The organism is Pseudomonas sp. lyk4-R2A-8, assembly GCF_030209095.1.
In the GTDB taxonomy this organism is placed as follows: Bacteria; Pseudomonadota; Gammaproteobacteria; order Pseudomonadales; family Pseudomonadaceae; genus Aquipseudomonas; species Aquipseudomonas quebecensis.
The window spans coordinates 154,230-168,768 of the sequence record NZ_JARVSS010000015.1; the positions used below are offsets into that span (position 1 = coordinate 154,230).

At 61.6% G+C, this 14,539-nt stretch carries 13 protein-coding genes; 8 read left to right on the forward strand and 5 right to left on the reverse strand.

Annotated elements, in window-relative coordinates:
- Positions 1-87: 87 nt before the first annotated feature.
- Complete coding sequence (gene sbcB, locus QRN10_RS16345) at positions 88-1,515, reverse strand: exodeoxyribonuclease I (protein WP_285428713.1); 1,428 nt, start codon at positions 1,513-1,515, stop codon at positions 88-90.
- A 167-nt stretch (positions 1,516-1,682) separates the two neighbouring features.
- Here sbcB and QRN10_RS16350 point away from each other — a divergent pair, with 167 nt between their 5' ends.
- The 6 genes from QRN10_RS16350 to QRN10_RS16375 are packed head-to-tail and all read left to right on the forward strand — an operon-like array spanning position 1,683 to position 8,344.
- A complete protein-coding gene (locus QRN10_RS16350) occupies positions 1,683-2,375 on the forward strand; it encodes an RDD family protein (protein WP_181079025.1) in 693 nt (230 codons plus the stop codon).
- Entirely contained in the window at positions 2,372-3,352 is a 981-nt protein-coding gene (locus QRN10_RS16355) for a stage II sporulation protein M (RefSeq protein ID WP_181079023.1), read from the forward strand. The genes QRN10_RS16350 and QRN10_RS16355 overlap by 4 nt, the downstream gene beginning before the upstream one ends.
- The gene (locus QRN10_RS16360; RefSeq protein WP_253509171.1) at positions 3,339-4,859 is read left to right on the forward strand and encodes a DUF4129 domain-containing protein; all 1,521 of its coding nucleotides are present in this window, start codon (positions 3,339-3,341) and stop codon (positions 4,857-4,859) included. The genes QRN10_RS16355 and QRN10_RS16360 overlap by 14 nt, the downstream gene beginning before the upstream one ends.
- Positions 4,856-6,013: a DUF4350 domain-containing protein gene (locus QRN10_RS16365; protein WP_253509173.1), complete on the forward strand. Its 1,158-nt coding sequence runs from the start codon at positions 4,856-4,858 to the stop codon at positions 6,011-6,013. The genes QRN10_RS16360 and QRN10_RS16365 overlap by 4 nt, the downstream gene beginning before the upstream one ends.
- Complete coding sequence (locus QRN10_RS16370; RefSeq protein WP_181079017.1) at positions 6,010-7,005, forward strand: AAA family ATPase; 996 nt, start codon at positions 6,010-6,012, stop codon at positions 7,003-7,005. The genes QRN10_RS16365 and QRN10_RS16370 overlap by 4 nt, the downstream gene beginning before the upstream one ends.
- A 7-nt stretch (positions 7,006-7,012) precedes the next feature.
- On the forward strand, positions 7,013-8,344 hold the full coding sequence (locus QRN10_RS16375; protein WP_181079015.1) for a DUF58 domain-containing protein: 1,332 nt from the start codon (positions 7,013-7,015) through the stop codon (positions 8,342-8,344).
- A gap of 59 nt (positions 8,345-8,403) precedes the next feature.
- On the opposite strand, the gene QRN10_RS16380 is transcribed toward QRN10_RS16375, so the two are convergent.
- Positions 8,404-8,763 carry a PilZ domain-containing protein gene (locus QRN10_RS16380; RefSeq protein WP_181079013.1) on the reverse strand — a complete coding sequence of 120 codons (360 nt, stop codon included), beginning with the start codon at positions 8,761-8,763 and terminating at the stop codon, positions 8,404-8,406.
- A gap of 223 nt (positions 8,764-8,986) precedes the next feature.
- Entirely contained in the window at positions 8,987-9,358 is a 372-nt protein-coding gene (locus tag QRN10_RS16385; RefSeq protein ID WP_181079011.1) for a tetratricopeptide repeat protein, read from the reverse strand.
- Between the two features lie 175 nt (positions 9,359-9,533).
- Between QRN10_RS16385 and pyk the strand changes: the two genes are divergently transcribed.
- On the forward strand, positions 9,534-10,985 hold the full coding sequence (gene pyk / locus QRN10_RS16390) for a pyruvate kinase (protein ID WP_285428714.1): 1,452 nt from the start codon (positions 9,534-9,536) through the stop codon (positions 10,983-10,985).
- An 83-nt stretch (positions 10,986-11,068) separates the two neighbouring features.
- On the opposite strand, the gene QRN10_RS16395 is transcribed toward pyk, so the two are convergent.
- The gene (locus tag QRN10_RS16395; RefSeq protein WP_285428715.1) at positions 11,069-11,818 is read right to left on the reverse strand and encodes an enoyl-CoA hydratase-related protein; all 750 of its coding nucleotides are present in this window, start codon (positions 11,816-11,818) and stop codon (positions 11,069-11,071) included.
- Between the two features lie 30 nt (positions 11,819-11,848).
- Positions 11,849-12,781 carry an iron-sulfur-binding ferredoxin reductase gene (locus QRN10_RS16400; protein WP_266246560.1) on the reverse strand — a complete coding sequence of 311 codons (933 nt, stop codon included), beginning with the start codon at positions 12,779-12,781 and terminating at the stop codon, positions 11,849-11,851.
- 219 nt (positions 12,782-13,000) lie between these two features.
- Between QRN10_RS16400 and QRN10_RS16405 the strand changes: the two genes are divergently transcribed.
- Positions 13,001-14,524, forward strand: a complete 1,524-nt coding sequence (locus tag QRN10_RS16405) for a fumarate hydratase (RefSeq protein ID WP_266246562.1) — start codon at positions 13,001-13,003, stop codon at positions 14,522-14,524.
- The last annotated feature ends 15 nt before the right edge of the window (positions 14,525-14,539 follow it).

Sequence of the window (14,539 nt, forward strand, 5' to 3'; positions counted from 1 at the left end):
TTGACCAGGCCCGCGCCTGATACGCGACACATTAAAAACGCCAGCTTGCTGGCGTTTTTTATTGCTCGCTCTATTCTGAATATTCGATTACAGGGTCATACGCGTCGCTAAAGCGTCAACATAGTCCTGCCAGTGTGCCAGTACCTGCAGCTGAAACGGTGTCGCACTAAGCGTTAATTCCTGCCGGGCCTGCTTAAATGATTCAAAGGTATTCGGTGCACCCCATTCAGGGTCCGACAAACGTTGCTGACAGAAAAGTTTCCAGCGTTGTAGCTCCTCGCTGTTCAACGTATCGGGGAAGTTACGTGCACGGTAGCGAAACAATAGTTCAGGTAAACGTTCATCATCAAAAGGCCATTGCTGACGTGCTAATTGCGCAGGTTCCGCCAGGCGGACTTGTTCGCACAAGCGTCTATCACGGTCGCCGATAAAGCCGTCATAGAGCTGCTGTTCGGGGTCCGCACTCGCTGCAAAATCTTCCTCGGCATAAATGATGGCCAACTTATCGCGCCACACTTGCTGTGCGTCAGTTAGCCGCAGCGCCCGCGCCTGCAACAGCGCCATGTCCAAATGCAGGCGCTCACGGTCTTCGGGCCTCAGCACGTTCAAGGGCGCAACCACCGGGCAGCGGTTGATATGCACCAGCTTGAGCGGCACCGCCAGCTCCCCGTCAGCCAAGTCATCGCGGCGTGTATAGAGGCGCCGGCGCAAGGTCTCGGCATCTGTGTCAAGCAAGCCCTGCGGGTCCAGCCCAAGGTCGCAGACAATCAGCGCATTGCGGTTGCGCGGGTGCCAGGCCAGCGGCAGTACAACGCCCAGGTAATGGCGTTCGGCGGAAAAACGCCCGGAGATATGCACCATGGGTTGCAGCAGGCGCACCTGGTCCATTACCCGCTGTTTGCTGCGCAGTTGAAACAGCCACTCGTAGAGCTTGGGCTGTTTCTCGCGAACCAACCGGGCCAGGGCAATCGTCGCGCGCACATCGGACAATGCATCGTGGGCCTGGCCATGGTCGATACCATTGGCCGCTGTCAGGCGTTCCAGCTTGAGCGTGACGCGCCCGTCCTGCTGCGGCCACTGGATACCCTGCGGGCGCAGCGCGTAAGCGGTGCGTACCACATCAATCAGGTCCCAACGGCTGTTGCCGCCTTGCCACTCTCGGGCGTACGGGTCAAAAAAATTGCGATACAAACTGTAACGCGTCATTTCGTCATCGAATCGCAGCGTGTTGTAGCCGGCGCCGCACGTGCCAGGGGCCGCCAGCTCGGCATGCACGCGCGTCATGAAATCGGCTTCGGCCAGGCCTTTTTCGGCCAGGGTCGCCGGGGTGATGCCGGTAATCGCACAGGCGGCGGGGTGAGGCAGGATATCGTCGGCAGGCTGGCAGTAGAGGTTGACCGGGGTGCCGATTTCGTTGAGTTCGAGATCGGTACGAATGCCAGCTACCTGAAGAGGGCGATCGCTGCGCGGGTTGATGCCGGTCGTTTCATAGTCGTACCAGAAAATGGAGGTCACGAGCTGTTCCTGTGCTGAAGATCGGCAAAGTCTAGGCGCGGAACGGCATCCGGGGCCAGCGCCAAATCACCTGTACAAATATCCAGCAAAATCTTCAATGGTTGCTTCCAGCGCCGACACTGCTAGCATCCGTGTCTTCCAGCCGTTCCGCACTGCCAAGGATCGCGATGCCATCAGCCCCATTGGATACCCGCTATCAGATCGAAACTCCTGAGGGCATTGACCTGCCGCTGCGTCCCGCTGGCCTGGTGCCACGGGTACTGGCCTTCGCGTTCGACCTGTTGGCCCGCGCCATCATCATGGGCGTGCTCATGGCACCGCTGGCGCTGCTGGGCAACGTTGGTCTAGGCCTTGGCGCGCTGCTGCTGTTCCTGGTCAGTTGGTGGTACATGGTGTTGTTCGAAGTACTCAACCAAGGCTGCTCACCGGGCAAACAGGTCATGGGGTTGCGCGTGGTGCAGGACGACGGCACGCCGATCGGCTGGTCGTCCTCACTGATCCGCAACCTGCTGCGCTTTGTCGATATGCTCCCTTTCGGCTACTTTCTCGGTGCCATCAGTTGCCTGCAGCATCCCCATTTCAAACGCCTGGGCGACCTTGCCGCCGGTACGCTCGTGGTCTACCGCGAACGCCCCCTCGCACGCCCCCAGGTTCCTCAGGCGGCGGCCCTGCGCTTGCCTTTTGCACTGGACCTGAGCGAACAGCGCGCCATCCTGGGTTTCGCGGAACGCCAGGGCGAATTGTCCACGGAGCGCGTGCATGAACTGGCGGCAATCCTGGCGGCTCCCTTGCAAGTCTCCCCTGCCCGCGCGGCTCAACAACTCAACGGTCTGGCCCGCGGCCTGCTGGGGCCAACATGAAGCAGAGCCAGTTCGAAAGCCGTCACCAGCCCGAATGGCAAGCCTTCGCCGAACAGCTCAGGCAGCTGGAACAAGGCACGGCCAAGGCCGATGATGTTGCTGACTTCCCCCATCAATACCGGCGTCTTTGCCAGCATCTGGCGCTGGCACAGGAACGCGGCTACAGCAGTTACCTGGTAGACCCATTGCAACAACTGGCCCTGCGCGGCCACCAGCAACTTTATCGCCATCGCAGCCAACTGGCGGCGAACGTATTGGGTTTCATCCTGGCCGGTTTTCCACGCCTGGTGCGGGAGCAATGGCGGTTCGCAGCGGTCGCCAGCCTGCTGTTCTTCGGCAGCCTGTTGGGCATTGCGTTGCTGGTCTACCTTTTTCCCGAACTGATCTACAGCATCGTAAGCCCCCAGCAGGTGGCCGAGATGCAGGCCATGTACGACCCCGACGCCAGCCGCCTGGGACGCGCCGCCGAACGCGCATCGAGTGAAGACTGGATGATGTTCGGCTATTACGTGATGCATAACATCGGCATCGCCTTCCAGACATTCGCCGCCGGTTTGCTGTTCGGCCTGGGCAGCGTGTTCTTCCTGATTTTCAACGGGTTGATCATCGGTGCGGTATCCGGGCACCTGACCGAAATCGGCTACGGGCAAACTTTCTGGTCATTCGTCATCGGCCACGGAGCGTTCGAGCTGACAGCCATTGCCCTTGCCGGTGCCGCCGGCTTGCAACTGGGCTGGGCGTTGATCTCCCCGGGGCAGTTGACGCGTGGCGAGTCCCTGAGGCGTGCGGCGCATAAAAGTGTGCAACTTTTGTGCGGTGTGATGGTTTTCCTGCTGATCGCAGCGTTTATCGAAGCCTACTGGTCTTCCACCACGGTCATCGCTGCATGGGTCAAATACCTGGTGGGCGCAGTACTCTGGCTGCTGGTGGCGGCATACCTGACGTTTGCCGGAAGGACACCCCATGCGCCTGAGTGATGCCAGCGTGGCAATCCGCCCCCGTACGGCCTGGGAAGCCATGGACCTTGGCGTACTCATGGCCAGGGAACACCGCCGACTGCTGACCCTCAGTTGGGCACTGGTCACGCTGCCGGTGTTCATCCTGCTCAGTGCCGCGCTGTGGAAGTATCCGTCCGTTGCCGTATGCGTGTTCTGGTGGTTAAAGCCTGCCTTTGATCGATTGCCTTTGTATATCTTGTCCAAGGCACTGTTCGGGGAGGTGCCCAGCCTCAAGCAAGCCGTACGCCAGTGGCCGCGCCTGCTCAAGGGTCAACTGCTGGCAAGCCTGACCTGGCGCCGGCTCAGCCTCAGCCGCAGCTTCGTCATGCCGGTGAGCCAGTTGGAAGGCCTGGATGGGCAGGCGCGGCAAAAGCGCCTGGGCGTGCTGCAACAACGCGACGCGGGCGCCGCACGCTGGTTGACGACCGTCGGAGTACACCTGGAAATCGGGCTGTGGTTCGGTTGCATGGCGCTGTTCTATCTCTTTATTCCGCAGAACGTCGAGCAAGGGTGGGACTGGCAGCGCCTGGTACTGGCGAGCCAGTCCGAAGGGCTGTGGCTGGAGCACCTGAGCAATGCGTTTTATGCCCTGATCCTGGTGTTCTGGGAGCCCATCTACGTGGCCTGTGGTTTCAGCCTTTACCTCAATCGTCGTACCGTGCTGGAGGCCTGGGACCTGGAACTGGTATTCCGCCGCCTGCGCCAACGCCTGAGTACGGTGGCGACGCTGTTGATACTGGTTGTGGGGCTGACTGTGCTGCCCGTCAATCGGCCCGCCATGGCCGATCAGCCCAAGCCGCTGAGTACGCAGGGCGCAAGCCAATCGATCAAAGCGCTGCTGGACAAGCCTCCGTTCAAAAACCCGGAGACCGTTACCCGTTATCGATTCGGCGAGGAAAAACCCGCTGTAAAGAGCAAGGCTCGCGGCGACAGCAAGCTGCCGGCGTGGCTGCAGGCGCTGTTGGACAACCTCAACAGCAATACCTTCAGGCACATCGCCCAAGGCCTGGAAGTCCTGTTATGGGGGCTTTTGATCGGCGGGCTGGCCCTGCTTGCATGGCGCTATCGGGACTGGCTGCGCACCTTTGTCAGCCGGCGTCCCCCCGCTCGCCCCAAGGCCATCCAACCGGCGCCCACGCAATTGTTCGGGCTGGAATTGGGCACGCAGACCTTGCCGGCAGATATTGCCAGCACCGCCGAACAGCTCTGGGCCACCCAGCCCCGGGAAGCTCTTGGCCTGCTGTACCGAGGGCTGCTGAGCCGGTTGCTGCATGACTTCAATCTGCCGCTTAAAAGCGCCGATACCGAAGGTCAGGTTCTTGAACGCGTTCATCAACTGGCGCAACCGCAACTGCTGGCCTTCAGTGATGAACTGACCCGGCATTGGCAAAACCTTGCCTACGGCCACACCCTTCCGCCAGCCTCGGCCCAGCAGAAATTATGTGGCGACTGGCGTGCCCTGTTCAGCTCAGGGAGCGCCCCATGAACCGACCCTTGGCATGGGCTGGGCTATTACTGGTGTCTTTGCTCACAGCGTGTGGATTCTTCGTCTGGAGCAAAGCAATCCCTTACGAAGAAGTGGTAGACCATGGGCCCTCCCCCGAGGCCCAGGCCAACCCTTATCTGGCGGCCGAGCAGTTTCTGCGCCTGCAAGGCCTGGCGGTGGAGCACGCCTTCAGCCTCGACCGCGTGGCCACGTTGCCACCCCAGGGCACTAGCCTGCTGCTGTTCAATGAACGTAGCAACATGTCGCCACGCCAGGTGGCGCAACTGCTGGACTGGGCCAAGTCCGGCGGCCATCTGCTGGTGGTGGCGGAGGCGCTATGGGATGAAGAGGCCGGTAAAAGTGGCGACCTGTTACTCGACCGCCTGGCAATCCACCAAGCGTTGAGCGACGAATCCGCAGAGCCCGCGCCCGCCCGCAAGAAGAAAACACCGGACCTGACCAGGCTGTATGTCGACAATGAAACCGCTCCGGCCTATTTCAGCTTCGACACCGACTTCAACCTCACCGACCCGCAGCACCTGGCGCAATTCTCGGCCAACAGCGCCAGGTCAAGTCACCTGATGCAACTCAACCTCGGGCAAGGCCGAGTGACGGTGATAACCGACAGCGAGCTGTGGAAGAACCGCGATATCGGCAAGCACGACAATGCCTGGCTGCTGTGGTACCTGACCCAGGGTACCGGCGTGACGCTGTTGTTCAGCAGTGACGTGGATGATCTGTTCAGCCTGCTGTTGCGCTATTTTCCCCAGGCGATAGTCGCGCTTATCGCCCTGATCGCGCTGGCACTATGGCACGCCGGCATGCGCCAGGGCCCGATCCAGGCACCTGCGCCCAAGGCTCGACGGCAACTGCAGGAACACTTGAAAGCCAGCGCCGACTTCCTGCTGCGCCACAGCGGCCAGGGCACGCTGCTGCACGCGCTGCAGCGCGATATCCTGCGCGCCGCCAGGCGTCGCCATCCCGGCTTCGAACACCTCGACACAGCAGAACAATGGCAGGTGCTCGAGCATCTGACGCATCAACCCTCTCACGTCATCAGCCAGGCCCTCGGCCCACTCCCGCAGAAACGGCTATCCAGCGCCGACTTCAGCCGGCAGGTGGCATGCCTGCAAACCCTCAGGAATGCACTATGAGCGAATTTCAAAGCGCCACTGCCCTGACCGGCGAAACCCTGCAACGCGCCAGCCAGCAGGCCCAAGCCTTGCGCGCTGAACTGCGCAAGGCCGTCATTGGGCAGGATCAGGTCATTGATGATGTCCTCACCGCCCTGATCGCCGGTGGCCACGTCTTGCTCGAAGGCGTGCCCGGCCTGGGCAAGACCTTGCTGGTGCGGGCATTGGCGCGCTGCTTCGACGGCGATTTCGCACGCATCCAGTTCACCCCGGATCTGATGCCCAGCGACGTCACCGGTCACGCCGTGTATGACCTGCATACCGAACAGTTCAAGCTGCGCAAGGGCCCGGTCTTCACCCATCTGTTACTGGCTGACGAAATCAACCGCGCCCCGGCCAAGACCCAGGCGGCCCTGCTCGAAGCCATGCAGGAGCGACAAGTGACACTTGAAGGCGAAGCGCTGCCCATCGGCCAGCCGTTCATGGTACTGGCCACCCAGAACCCTATCGAACAGGAAGGCACCTACCCGCTGCCGGAAGCCGAACTGGACCGCTTCATGCTCAAGGTGCGCATGGACTACCCCGACGCCCGGCAGGAACTGGAAATGGTGCGCGAAGTCACTCGCTCGTCACGCGCCGACATGCTGGATGTGCAACCACTGCGCACCGTGCTGCAGGCCGAGGATGTGCTGCAACTGCAACAGATCGCCAGCGAACTGCCCCTGGACGAGCAAGTGCTCGACTACGCCGTGCGCCTGGCGCGTGCCACTCGCAGCTGGCCAGGATTGGCCATCGGTGCCGGCCCACGCGCGTCCATCGCACTGGTACGGGGCGCCCGCGCCCGCGCCTTGTTGCGCGCAGGTGCGTTCGTCACCCCGGATGACATCAAGGGGTGTGCCCTGGCGGTCCTTCGCCACCGTGTACGAATCGCCCCAGAGCTGGACATCGATGGGCTGGAGGTCGACCAGGTACTCAAGCAGATGCTCGACCAGATCTCGGCTCCGCGGCAATGAATCGCCCATGAAACCGACCCGTCTGCTGTTAACTTGGCTGGGCGTATTGCTGGGGCTCGGCATTCTGCTGGGCGCCGCCACGGCGTTGCGGTTCAAGGTGCCCGACGCCGTACAGTCAGTGGCCTGGGGCCTGCTCCTGGCACTGATGCTGCTGGCGCTGCTGGACGCCCTGCGCCTGCGCCGCCGCCCTACGCCCCGCGTGCAGCGGCAGATGCCCGGCAGCCTGGCGCTGGGACGCTGGGGCGAAGTACGCCTCACCCTGGAGCACGATTTTCCACAACCGTTGACGGTGCAGGTATTCGATCACGTTCCCGATGGCCTGAGCGCGGACAATATGCCTCAGACCGTCGAGCTGCGCCCCGGGGCGCGCAGTGAGCTGGGGTATCGCCTGCGCCCATTGCGCCGCGGGCATTTCGATTTCAGCCGCTGCGAAATTCACCTGCCCAGCCCGTTGGGACTGTGGTCGGCAAGGCGTTTTGTCGAACCGCGAGATGCCACCCGCGTCTATCCGGACTTCGCTCGTCTGTACGGGGCTCAGTTGCTGGGTGTGGATAACTGGCTGAGCCAACTGGGGGTTCGCCAACGTCAGCGACGAGGCTTGGGGCTGGAGTTTCATCAGTTGCGTGAATTTCGCGACGGCGACAGCCTGCGGCAGATCGACTGGAAAGCCACTGCACGGCAACGCACGCCTATCGCCCGGGAGTACCAGGACGAGCGCGACCAGCAGATCGTGTTCATGCTCGATTGCGGCCGACGCATGCGCAGCCAGGATGATGAATTGTCTCATTTCGACCACGCGCTCAACGCCTGCCTGCTGCTCAGCTATGTGGCATTGCGCCAGGGTGATGCGGTGGGGTTGTGCACCTTCGCTGGTGAGCAACCGCGCTACCTGGCGCCTGTCAAGGGCAGCAGCCAGTTGAATGTGTTGCTCAACACTGTGTACGACCTGGACACAACTCGACGAACCGCCGACTACCAGGCCGCGGCCAGCCAATTGCTGGCGCGGCAAAAACGTCGGGCATTGGTGATTGTAGTGACCAACCTGCGTGACGAAGACGACGAGGCGCTGTTGGCTGCGGTCAAGCGTATCAACCGCCAGCACAGGGTACTGGTGGCCAGCCTGCGCGAGGAGGTACTGGATCAACTGCGCCAATCTCCCGTGCAAACCCTGCAGGAAGCCCTGGCCTACAGTGGCACGGTTGATTACCTCAATACCCGCGACGAATTGCATGACCGCCTGAACGCTCATGGTCTGTCAGTATTGGATACCCTGCCTTCGCAAATGGGCGCGGCGTTGGTGACACGCTATCTGGGGTGGAAAAAAGCCGGCGTCTTTTAAGCGCCAGAAACAAACACGGCAGGCGCGACAATACTCCTGCCGTGGGGTGACCTGCAGGCTTAGACCGATGCCTGCAGGGGATCAAAGCTGAAGTAATGCACCAAAACGCTGATCAACTGCGCATATTCCTCCGACGCTGAAATCACTCGGAACCCGGAATCGTAATGCTGCGGGTTGATGTCTTCATGACTCCACAGACAAGTCGCCGTCAGGTCAATGGCATGAAAATCCCCATCAGCGCTGGGGATCTTTACGCGCAACTCGAAATTCGCGTCAACCATCATTGGCAACAGGCTGATTAACATCAGTCCGTCTTCCGAAGCATTGCCCAAAAACCCGATGGGTTTATCGGTCAGACGGTTAAACACTTGCAGGAAACTTGGTAATTGATGCCGCTCGATCCGCCGGTCAGTAAACATGGTGAAATCGCCATCCAGTGGCCATGACTCAGGCCGTGCCAGTGATTCGGAACGAGCAATAGCGCTCGCTCTCCCTGGGCCTCGGAATGACAACCTCCTGGAATGTCACTAGACCGCCGCCGAGCCCGGGCCTCGCATTCGATTGAATAGAAACTTATACAAACGAACATTCAAAGAATAGCCCAAGACTGGCAACGGGCCAGTTATGAAATGGCAAATATTTTCACAGTGACGCGGGACGCGGCTGGGCAGCGGCGTCGCGGTAGTGACCCAGTTGCTGCAGCGTGTCCAGGCGCGCGCGGGCACGGTAGGCGTATTCGCTCGACGGGTATTGGGTAATGATGAACTGATAGGTTTGCACCGCGTCGACAAACAGTTTCTGCCGTTCCAGGCACTGCCCGCGCAGCATAGAGACCTCGGGTTGCACATAGCGACGGCTGCGGCTCTCGCGGTCCACTTGGGACAACTCCAGGGTAACGCGCTGGCAATCACCCACGCCGTAGGCGCGGTAGGCGTTGTTCAAATGGTGGTCCATCGACCAGCGGGTGCAGCCGACAACACTGACGGCCAGGGCGGCAACGAGCAAAATTCGCATGAGGGTTCTCCTGTCTTGTGCAGTGTATCGACCCCTCGTCGAAAATCTTCAAGGCTGTTCGTCTTTTCGGCTGCGGCCAAAACAACTGAATCGTCGATAAGTAGTGCAAACGAACAATGACTACAACGAAAGAGCATAGTAGCCTTCCTCAGCGCTTGAACTCAGGAGTCTGTGCATGTCCGTCCGTCGTACCAAAATCGTCGCCACCCTTGGCCCGGCCAGCAATTCGCCGGAAGTCCTCGAACAGCTGATTCTGGCTGGTTTGGACGTCGCCCGTCTGAACTTCTCCCACGGCACCCCCGACGAGCACAAGGCTCGCGCCAAGCTGGTGCGTGACCTGGCTGCCAAGCACGGTCGCTTCGTGGCATTGCTGGGTGACCTGCAAGGCCCGAAAATCCGCATCGCCAAATTCGCCAACAAGCGGATCGAGCTGAAAATCGGCGACACGTTTACGTTCTCCACCAGCCACCCGCTGACTGAAGGCAACCAGCAAGTGGTAGGTATCGACTACCCGGACCTGGTCAAGGACTGCGGCGTCGGCGATGAACTGCTACTGGACGACGGCCGCGTGGTCATGCGCGTCGACACCGCCACCGACACCGAGCTGATCTGCACCGTGACCATCGGCGGCCCGCTGTCCGACCACAAAGGCATCAACCGCCGTGGCGGTGGCCTGACAGCACCGGCCCTGACTGAAAAAGACAAGGCTGACATCAAGCTCGCCGCCGAAATGGAAGTGGACTACCTCGCGGTGTCCTTCCCGCGCGACGCCGCCGATATGGAATACGCCCGTAAGCTGCGCGACGAGGCCGGCGGCACCGCCTGGCTGGTGGCGAAGATCGAGCGCGCCGAGGCCGTGGCCGACGACGAAACCCTCGATGGCCTGATCAAGGCTTCCGATGCGGTCATGGTTGCCCGTGGCGACCTGGGCGTTGAAATCGGCGATGCCGAACTGATCGGCATCCAGAAGAAAATCATCCTGCACGCGCGCCGCCACAACAAAGCCGTGATCGTCGCAACCCAGATGATGGAGTCGATGATTCAGAACCCGATGCCGACCCGCGCCGAAGTGTCCGACGTGGCCAACGCCGTATTGGACTACACCGACGCCGTAATGCTGTCGGCTGAAAGCGCCGCCGGCCCTTACCCGCTGGAAGCCGTACAGGCCATGGCGCGTATCTGTGTCGGTGCCGAAAAGCACCCGACCAGCAAGACCTCCAGTCACCGCATCGGCAAAGTGTTCGAAAGCTGCGACCAGAGCATCGCCCTGGCCGCGATGTACACCGCCAACCACTTCCCGGGCGTGAAAGCGATCATCGCCCTGACCGAAAGTGGCTACACGCCGTTGATCATGTCGCGTATCCGTTCGTCGGTGCCGATCTACGCGTTCTCCCCGCACCGCGAAACCCAGGCTCGCGCCGCCATGTTCCGTGGCGTCTACACCGTACCGTTCGACCCGGCGTCGTTGCCGCCCCATGAGGTCAGCCAGGCGGCCATCGACGAACTGCTCAAGCGCGGCGTCGTGGAGAAAGGCGACTGGGTCATCCTGACCAAGGGCGACAGCTACCACACCATCGGTGGCACCAACGGCATGAAGATCCTGCACGTTGGCGACCCAATGGTCTGAGTGATCGATTGCTGAAACAAAAGCCCTGTCATGCAAGTGACAGGGCTTTTTGCTTTCCGTGGGGGAATGGGCCTTGCTCGCTTTCAGCGCCGAGCAATGAACGCCGACAATGCGGCGATTGCCTCCGGCGACCTCAGCCGCTGGGTAAACAGCGCGCCCTCCTCCTCTATTACCTGGCGCAACTGCTCGCGATCCACGCTCTTCATCAGTTGCTTGGTGACCTGCACCGCACCCGGCGCCAACGCGTCAAAACGCTCAGCGACTTGCCTGGCTTTGGCCAACGTCGCCTCACCACTGCCCAACGCTTCAGTAGCGATGCCCCATGCAGCCGCCTGTTCGCCGGTAAACCCTTCGCCCAACAGCAGTAATTCGGCGGCTTTGGCGTGCCCCAGCAAACGTGGCAGGATCAGGCTGGAGCCGAACTCCGGGCACAACCCAAGATTGACAAATGGCATGCGCAGTCGCGCATCACGACTGACGTACACCAGATCGCAGTGCAACAGCAGGGTTGTACCGATGCCCACTGCCACGCCGGCCACGGCGGCGATCACCGGTTTGCGGCAGTTGAGCAGGCTTTTCATAAAGTGAAACGGCGGACTGTCGAGGTCACTGGGTGGCTGTTGGAGAAAGTCGCCGATGTCGTTGCCGGCGGTAAAACACTCGCTGCTGCCCTGGATCAGCACCGCATGAATGTTTGGGTCCGCATCGGCCTGCTCCAACGCCTGGGCCAAGTGGCTGTACATGGCGCGCGTCAACGCGTTCTTCTTGTCCGGGCGATTGAGTTGCAGGGTCAGCACCCCGGCTTCGCGGTGCTGGAGGATGGCGTCGGTCATGGCGATTCTCGCGGCTGTGGTGTTCAGCGCTCAACCATGGGGCACAAACACATCCGCCAGCAGTTGATTGCGCGGCAGTCCGGCCAGGAACAGGCGCTTGGAGAATGCCTCGACACTGGCCGGATGCCCGCAGAGTAAGGCCAGGGTTTGCCGGGAAACAAGCCGCAGTTGCGCCAATGCCTGGGTCAACTCAGCCGCAGTCCACAGCTCCACGGTCAGCTGCGGGTGATGGGCGGCCAGCACCGCCAGCGGTTCAGCCAGATAATGGCCTTCAGCGTCATGGGCCAGATGAATCAGGCGTATGGCGCCGTGGTGATCCTGACGCAGCGCCTCGCGCATCACGCCCCATAAGGGGCCTAGACCGGTGCCCGAGGCCAGCAGCCACAGCGGTCGGGTTTGCCAGTCAGGATCATAGTGCAACGCGCCACCGCGCAATTCGCCGAGGCACAGGCGATCCCCGACCTGCAACCGCCGGGCGATATCGCTGAATTGACCGGGCTGGCGGCAATCGAGATGAAACTCCAGGAACGCGTCCTCCTGCGGCAGGCTCGCCAGGGAATACGGACGTGCCACCTCCCCGGCCCACAGCACCAGGTGCTGCCCGGCGCGATAACGCAGAGTGCGCTGGGGTTGCAGGCGCAAACGCAGCACCGCCGACGTCAGCCAATCGGCTCCCACCACCTGGGCAGGCGAGCCATCGCGCAGCGGATCGAACGTCTCGACCCGCACGTCCCCGCGCAACCGGCACTGGCAAGCCAGGCGCCAGCCATCCTGGCGTTGCACCGGGCTGAGGGCATCGGGCTGCTGATCGTCAACCTCGCCGTGGCAACGCACCAGGCATGCATGGCAACTGCCCGCCCTGCAGCTGTAGGGCACGGTCACACCGGCCTGATTCAAGGCATCCAACAAATTGCTGCCGGTGGGTACCGACCAGTGGCGTTCGCCGACGTGCAGTTCAGGCATGGAACATCTCGACTCAAAAGGCGCAGACAGGGAATCACGCCCGGCACAGTTTGACCATAGTCGGGTGTATCGGCCACCGCGCCGGGTTATACTGCCGCGCCTTTTTAGCGTCGCGCCTGCACCACTTGGCGTGCCTTGGAAAGGTGGCCTCAGCCGACCGATACACCCCACTGAAGCCACCTTTATTGAATGTTCCCGTCTTATAGAGGAGCGCGACTCATGACCGTGATCAAGCAAGACGACCTGATTCAGAGCGTTGCCGACGCCCTGCAATTCATTTCCTACTACCATCCCGTGGATTTCATCCAGGCCATGCACGAAGCCTACCTGCGTGAAGAATCGCCGGCGGCCCGTGACTCCATCGCCCAGATCCTGATCAACTCGCGCATGTGCGCCACCGGCCATCGCCCGATCTGCCAGGACACCGGTATCGTCACCGTGTTCGTGCGCGTGGGCATGGACGTGCGTTGGGACGGTGCCACCATGGGCCTGGACGACATGATCAACGAGGGCGTGCGTCGCGCCTACAACCTGCCGGAAAACGTCCTGCGCGCCTCCATCCTGGCCGACCCGGCCGGTGCGCGTAAAAACACCAAGGACAACACCCCGGCCGTGATCCACTACTCCATCGTCCCGGGTAACACCGTGGAAGTGGATGTGGCCGCCAAAGGCGGCGGCTCCGAGAACAAGTCGAAAATGGCCATGCTCAACCCGTCCGACTCGATCGTTGACTGGGTGCTCAAGACCGTTCCGACCATGGGTGCCGGCTGGTGCCCGCCGGGCATGCTCGGCATCGGCATCGGCGGCACCGCCGAGAAAGCCGCGGTGATGGCCAAGGAAGTGTTGATGGAATCCATCGACATCCACGAGCTGAAAAAGCGCGGCCCGCAGAACCGTATCGAAGAAATGCGTCTGGAGCTGTTCGAGAAGGTCAACCAACTGGGCATCGGCGCTCAGGGCCTGGGTGGCCTGACTACCGTGCTCGACGTGAAGATCATGGATTACCCGACGCACGCGGCCTCGCTGCCGGTGTGCATGATCCCCAACTGCGCCGCCACCCGTCACGCGCACTTCGTGCTCGATGGTTCCGGCCCGGCGTCGCTGGAGGCGCCACCGTTGGACGCTTATCCGGAAATCGTCTGGGAGGCCGGCCCATCGGCCCGTCGCGTCAACCTCGACACCCTGACCCCGGAAGAAGTGCAGAGCTGGAAGCCGGGCGAGACCGTATTGCTCAACGGCAAAATGCTCACCGGTCGCGATGCGGCGCATAAGCGCATGGTCGAGATGCTGAACAAGGGCGAAACCCTGCCGGTGGACCTCAAGGGTCGCTTCATCTACTACGTCGGCCCGGTTGATCCGGTGCGCGAAGAAGTGGTTGGCCCAGCCGGTCCGACCACTGCGACGCGGATGGACAAGTTCACCCGTCAGATCCTCGAGCAGACCGGCCTGCTGGGCATGATCGGTAAGTCCGAACGCGGCCCGACCGCCATCGACGCGATCAAGGACCACAAGGCCGTGTACCTGATGGCCGTCGGCGGCGCCGCGTACCTGGTCGCCCAAGCCATCAAGAAATCCCGCGTGGTGGCCTTCGCCGAACTGGGCATGGAAGCGATCTACGAGTTCGACGTCAAAGACATGCCGGTTACCGTGGCGGTCGACAGCCAGGGCGAATCCGTGCATATCACCGGCCCTGCCATCTGGCAGAAAAAGATCAGTGACAGCCTGGCGGTAGAAGTGCAATAAGCGCTGCCTCAGCGA

Bases quoted from the DNA above. Each gene is read 5' to 3' on its own strand.
- QRN10_RS16360 (WP_253509171.1), top strand. From the start codon at position 3,339: ATGCGCCTGAGTGATGCCAGCGTGGCAATCCGCCCCCGTACGGCCTGG.
- QRN10_RS16405 (WP_266246562.1), top strand. From the start codon at position 13,001: ATGACCGTGATCAAGCAAGACGACCTGATTCAGAGCGTTGCCGACGCC.
- QRN10_RS16385 (WP_181079011.1), bottom strand. From the start codon at position 9,358: ATGCGAATTTTGCTCGTTGCCGCCCTGGCCGTCAGTGTTGTCGGCTGC.
- QRN10_RS16400 (WP_266246560.1), bottom strand. From the start codon at position 12,781: ATGCCTGAACTGCACGTCGGCGAACGCCACTGGTCGGTACCCACCGGC.
- QRN10_RS16350 (WP_181079025.1), top strand. From the start codon at position 1,683: ATGCCATCAGCCCCATTGGATACCCGCTATCAGATCGAAACTCCTGAG.
- pyk (WP_285428714.1), top strand. From the start codon at position 9,534: ATGTCCGTCCGTCGTACCAAAATCGTCGCCACCCTTGGCCCGGCCAGC.
- QRN10_RS16355 (WP_181079023.1), top strand. From the start codon at position 2,372: ATGAAGCAGAGCCAGTTCGAAAGCCGTCACCAGCCCGAATGGCAAGCC.
- QRN10_RS16395 (WP_285428715.1), bottom strand. From the start codon at position 11,818: ATGACCGACGCCATCCTCCAGCACCGCGAAGCCGGGGTGCTGACCCTG.
- QRN10_RS16375 (WP_181079015.1), top strand. From the start codon at position 7,013: ATGAAACCGACCCGTCTGCTGTTAACTTGGCTGGGCGTATTGCTGGGG.
- QRN10_RS16380 (WP_181079013.1), bottom strand. From the start codon at position 8,763: ATGTTTACTGACCGGCGGATCGAGCGGCATCAATTACCAAGTTTCCTG.
- QRN10_RS16365 (WP_253509173.1), top strand. From the start codon at position 4,856: ATGAACCGACCCTTGGCATGGGCTGGGCTATTACTGGTGTCTTTGCTC.
- QRN10_RS16370 (WP_181079017.1), top strand. From the start codon at position 6,010: ATGAGCGAATTTCAAAGCGCCACTGCCCTGACCGGCGAAACCCTGCAA.